The organism is Micromonospora sp. CPCC 206061, assembly GCF_036906915.1.
GTDB lineage: Bacteria > Actinomycetota > Actinomycetes > Mycobacteriales > Micromonosporaceae > Phytohabitans.
This window is the reverse complement of sequence record NZ_JBAKHX010000172.1, coordinates 1-4,295: the sequence shown is the minus strand read 5'-3', so window position 1 is coordinate 4,295 and position 4,295 is coordinate 1. Positions and strand designations below refer to the sequence as shown.

Sequence of the window (4,295 nt, the reverse complement as noted above, 5' to 3'; positions counted from 1 at the left end):
CGCCGGCGTCATCAAGATGGTCATGGCCCTACGCAACGGCCAACTCCCCGCCACCCTGCACGTGGACGCGCCCAGCCCGCACGTCGACTGGACCACCGGCGCCGTCGAGCTCCTCACCGAACCCCAGCCGTGGGAACCGACCGAGCGTCCCCGCCGAGCCGGCGTCTCGTCCTTCGGCATCAGCGGCACCAACGCCCACGTGATCGTCGAGGAGGCGCCCACGGCGCAGACACCGCCAGCGACCGAGCCGACCGGACCCGTGCCGTTGGTCCTCTCCGCCAGGACCGAGCCGGCCCTGCGCGAGCAGGCCGCCCGCCTGGCAGCCGCGATCGGCGCTGACGCCGGCCTGGCCGACGTAGCCCACTCGCTCGCCACCACCCGCACGGCCTTCGACCACCGCGCGGTCGTCATCGGCGCGAACACGGCCGGCCTGCGGGCACTGGCCGACGGCGAGCCCGCTGCCAACGTCATCCAGGGCGTCGCCAGTGGGGGCGGCACCGCGTTCCTGTTCCCGGGTCAGGGCTCGCAGTGGACCGGCATGGCGCTCGACCTTATGGACACCTCCCCGGTGTTCGCCGACCACATGCGACGCTGCGCCGACGCCCTCGCACCCCACCTCGACCTACTCAAAGAACTGCGCGGCCCCCTCGACCGGGTCGACATCGTCCAACCCGCCCTCTTCGCCGTCATGACCTCACTCGCCACCCTATGGCAGCACCACGGCGTACAACCCGACGCCGTCATCGGCCACTCCCAAGGCGAAATCGCCGCCGCCTACGTCGCCGGAGCGCTGTCCCTCCAGGACGCGGCCACGGTCGTCGCCCTGCGCGCCAAGGCGCTCACGGCGCTGCCGGCCGGCGGCGGCATGGCGTCGATCCCGCTGCCCGCCGACGAGTTGGACCTGCCCGAGACCCTGCACGTCGCCGCGGTCAACGGACCGGCGTCCACCGTCATCGCGGGCGACGACGCCGCGCTCACCGAGTACGTCGAGGCGCACAAGCGGGCCGGCGTGCGGGCCCGGAAGATCGCCGTCGACTATGCCTCGCACAGCCCGCACGTCGAGGCGATCCGCGACGACCTGCTCACCGCCCTCGCCGGCATCCAGCCGCGCCCGGCCACGGTCCCGTTCTACTCCACACTGACCGGCGGCCTCGTCGACACCACCGAACTCGACGCCGGCTACTGGTACCGCAACCTGCGCCACACCGTCCAACTCCACGACGCGGTCGAGGCCCTCAAGAAGGACGGGCACCGGCTTCTCATCGAGGTCAGCCCGCATCCGGTGCTGGTGTCCGCCGTGGACGCGACCACCATCGGCACGCTGCGCCGCGACGAGGGCCACGCCCGCTTCCTCACCTCGCTCGCCGAGGCACACGTGCACGGCGCGGCCGTCGACTGGACCACCGTCGTCAGTGGACGCGTCATCGACCTGCCCACCTACCCGTTCCAGCACGAGCGGTACTGGCTCGACGCCCCGGCCACCACCGGCGACCTGACCGCGGCGGGGCTCACCGCCACCGACCACCCGATACTGACCGCCAGTACCGACCTACCGGACACCGGCATCACCCTCTACACCGGACGGCTGTCGCTGGCCACGCACCAGTGGCTCGCCGACCACACGGTCATGGACGCCGTGGTCCTCCCGGGCACCGCCTTCCTGGAGATGGCGCTGCACGCCGGCGACCGCGTCGGGCACCCGCAGGTCGACGAGCTGACCCTGCACGCGCCGCTGACCGTGCCGGAGCGAGGGGCGATCGACGTACGCCTCACCGTCGGCACGCCAGGCGACGACGGCCACCGTCCCGTGACCATCCACTCGCGACCGGCCAGCGGGGACGACACCACCGAGTGGACCCGGCACGCTACCGGCCGGCTCGCACAGGACGGCGACGGCATCGCCACGGACCGGATTCCCGAGATGAACGGCGCCTGGCCACCGGCCGGCACCACACCCCTGGACGCCGGCGGCCTCTACGACCACCTCGCCACCCTCGGTCTCGCCTACGGCCCGCTCTTCCAAGGCGTCCAGCAGGCGTGGCAGAACGGAAGCCACATCTACGCCGAGGTCACACTCCCCGACGACACGCCGGACACCCACCGGTACACGATCCACCCCGCCCTGCTCGACGCCGCGCTACACCCGCTGGCCCTGCGCACGACGGACCACACGCCCCTGCCGTTCACGTGGGCGGGGATCCGGCTGCACGGCCGCATCGGCGGGCACCTGCGCGTGCGGTTGACGCCGAGCGGCGCGGCGAACGCGTCGCTGACCGCCACGGACGCCGACGGCCGGCCGGTCGCCGCCATCGAGTCGGTGTCGAGCCGCCCGGTGACCGCCGAGCAGCTGGCCGGCGCGGCTGGCCCTCACCACAATTCGCTGTTCCGTGTGGAGTGGGTGCCGGTGCCCGCCACCGACGCCCTCGCCAGCGACGCGCTCGTCGTCGACGTGACCGGCGACGACCCGGCCGAGGCCACCAAGGACGTCCTCACCCAGATCCAACAAAACACCGGCCCGCTGGTGTTCACCACCCACAACAACCTGGCCGGAGCAGCAGTCCGCGGCCTGATCCGCTCAGCACAAACCGAGAGCCCGGACCGCATCGCCGTCGTCGACCTCGACCGCGACTACGACACCATCCCGTTCAACACCAACGAACCAGAACTCACCGTCCGCGACGGCCAGGCGTACGCCCCACGGCTCGCCCGCGTCACGGAACCGGCCGGTGAGAAGCCGGATCTCAGTGGTGGCACCGTGCTCGTCACGGGCGGCACCGGCACCCTCGGCGTCCTCGTCGCCCGCCACCTCCAGACCGCATACGGGGTCGAACGGCTCGTGCTCGCCTCCCGCCGAGGACCGGACGCACCCGGCGCCGCCGAGCTGGCCGGAGCGGGCGTCGACATCGTCGCCTGCGACACCAGCGACCGCGACGCACTCGCCACACTCATCAACTCCATCCCAGACCTCACCGCCGTCATCCACACCGCCGGCGTACTGGACGACGCCGTCACCGACACCATGACCCCGTCGCAGATCGACACCGTGTTCAGGCCCAAGGTCGACGCCGCCCGGCACCTGCACGAGCTGACGCGCGACCTGGACCTGAAAGCGTTCGTCCTCTACTCCTCCGCGGCCGGCACCCTCGGCACACCCGGACAAGGCAACTACGCCGCCGCCAACGCCTACCTCGACGCCCTCGCCCACCACCGCCACGCACAGGGGCGCGTCGCCACCTCGATCGCATGGGGCCTCTGGGCCGACAGCAGCGCCATGACCGGGCACCTAGACAGCACCGACCGCACCAGACTCACCCGCACGGGTGCCGTCCCGCTCACCGCCGAGAAGGGACTGTCTCTCCTGGACACCGCCCTCGGCCTGGGTACCCCAACCGTGTTCGCCGCGCAGCTCGACCCGCGCGCGATCGCCGCCGCCGGTCCGCCGCCCGCCGTCCTGCGCGGCCTGGTACGCACTCCCGCACGGCGCGCGCCGGCCAGCGAAGCCGACCTGCCACGGAAGTTGGCGGGTCTGGCCGAGGAGGAGCAGAGCGCGGTCCTGCTCGAGCTGGTCCGCACGCACGCCGCCGCCGTTCTCGGGCACCCGTCCGCCGACCCGGTGGGTGCCGACCTGGCGTTCCAGGAGTTGGGCTTCGACTCGCTCACCGCGGTAGAGCTGCGCAACCGGCTCAACACGGCCACCGGACTGCGGTTGCGCGCCACGCTCGTCTTCGACCACCCGACGCCGGCAACGCTCGCCGAGCATCTGAAGGCGGTCATCGCGCCGGCCGCCACGAGCATCTCGTGGCCGGTCTTCGCCGACTTGGACCGGATCGAGTCCGCCGTACTGACCGGTTCGCCGGACGACGAGTTGCGGACCCGGCTGGCGACGCGATTGCAGGAGTTCCTCGGCAAGCTGCGCGGTTCCGGATCGGACGGCGACGACGTCGTCGACAAGATCGGCGCCGCCAGCGACGACGAGATCTTCGACTTCATCGACAACGAACTCGGAATGCCCTGAGGAAGTTGAGGCCAATGACGAACGAGGAGCGGCTCCGCGAGTACCTCAAGCGGGTCACCGCCGACCTGCACCAGGCTCGGCGCCGGCTGCACGAGGTGGAGTCGGAGCGGCAGGAGCCCATCGCCATCGTGGGGATGGCGTGCCGGTTTCCCGGTGGCGCCGACACCCCGGCGGCCCTGTGGCGGCTGGTAGCTGACGGCATCGACGCGGTCACGCGGTTCCCGGTGAGGCGCGGCTGGGACGTGGACGGCCTGTACGACCCGGATCCCTCGCAGACGGG

At 72.0% G+C, this 4,295-nt stretch carries 2 protein-coding genes; both read left to right on the top strand.

Annotated features, from left to right (window positions below; translation table 11 throughout):
- The first annotated feature begins 22 nt into the window (after positions 1–22).
- The gene (locus tag V6V89_RS41080; RefSeq protein ID WP_334625142.1) at positions 23–4,015 is read left to right on the top strand and encodes an SDR family NAD(P)-dependent oxidoreductase; all 3,993 of its coding nucleotides are present in this window, start codon (positions 23–25) and stop codon (positions 4,013–4,015) included.
- A gap of 14 nt (positions 4,016–4,029) precedes the next feature.
- Positions 4,030–4,295: beta-ketoacyl synthase N-terminal-like domain-containing protein (locus V6V89_RS41075; RefSeq protein WP_334625141.1), on the top strand; the 266-nt coding region annotated here is incomplete at its 3' end.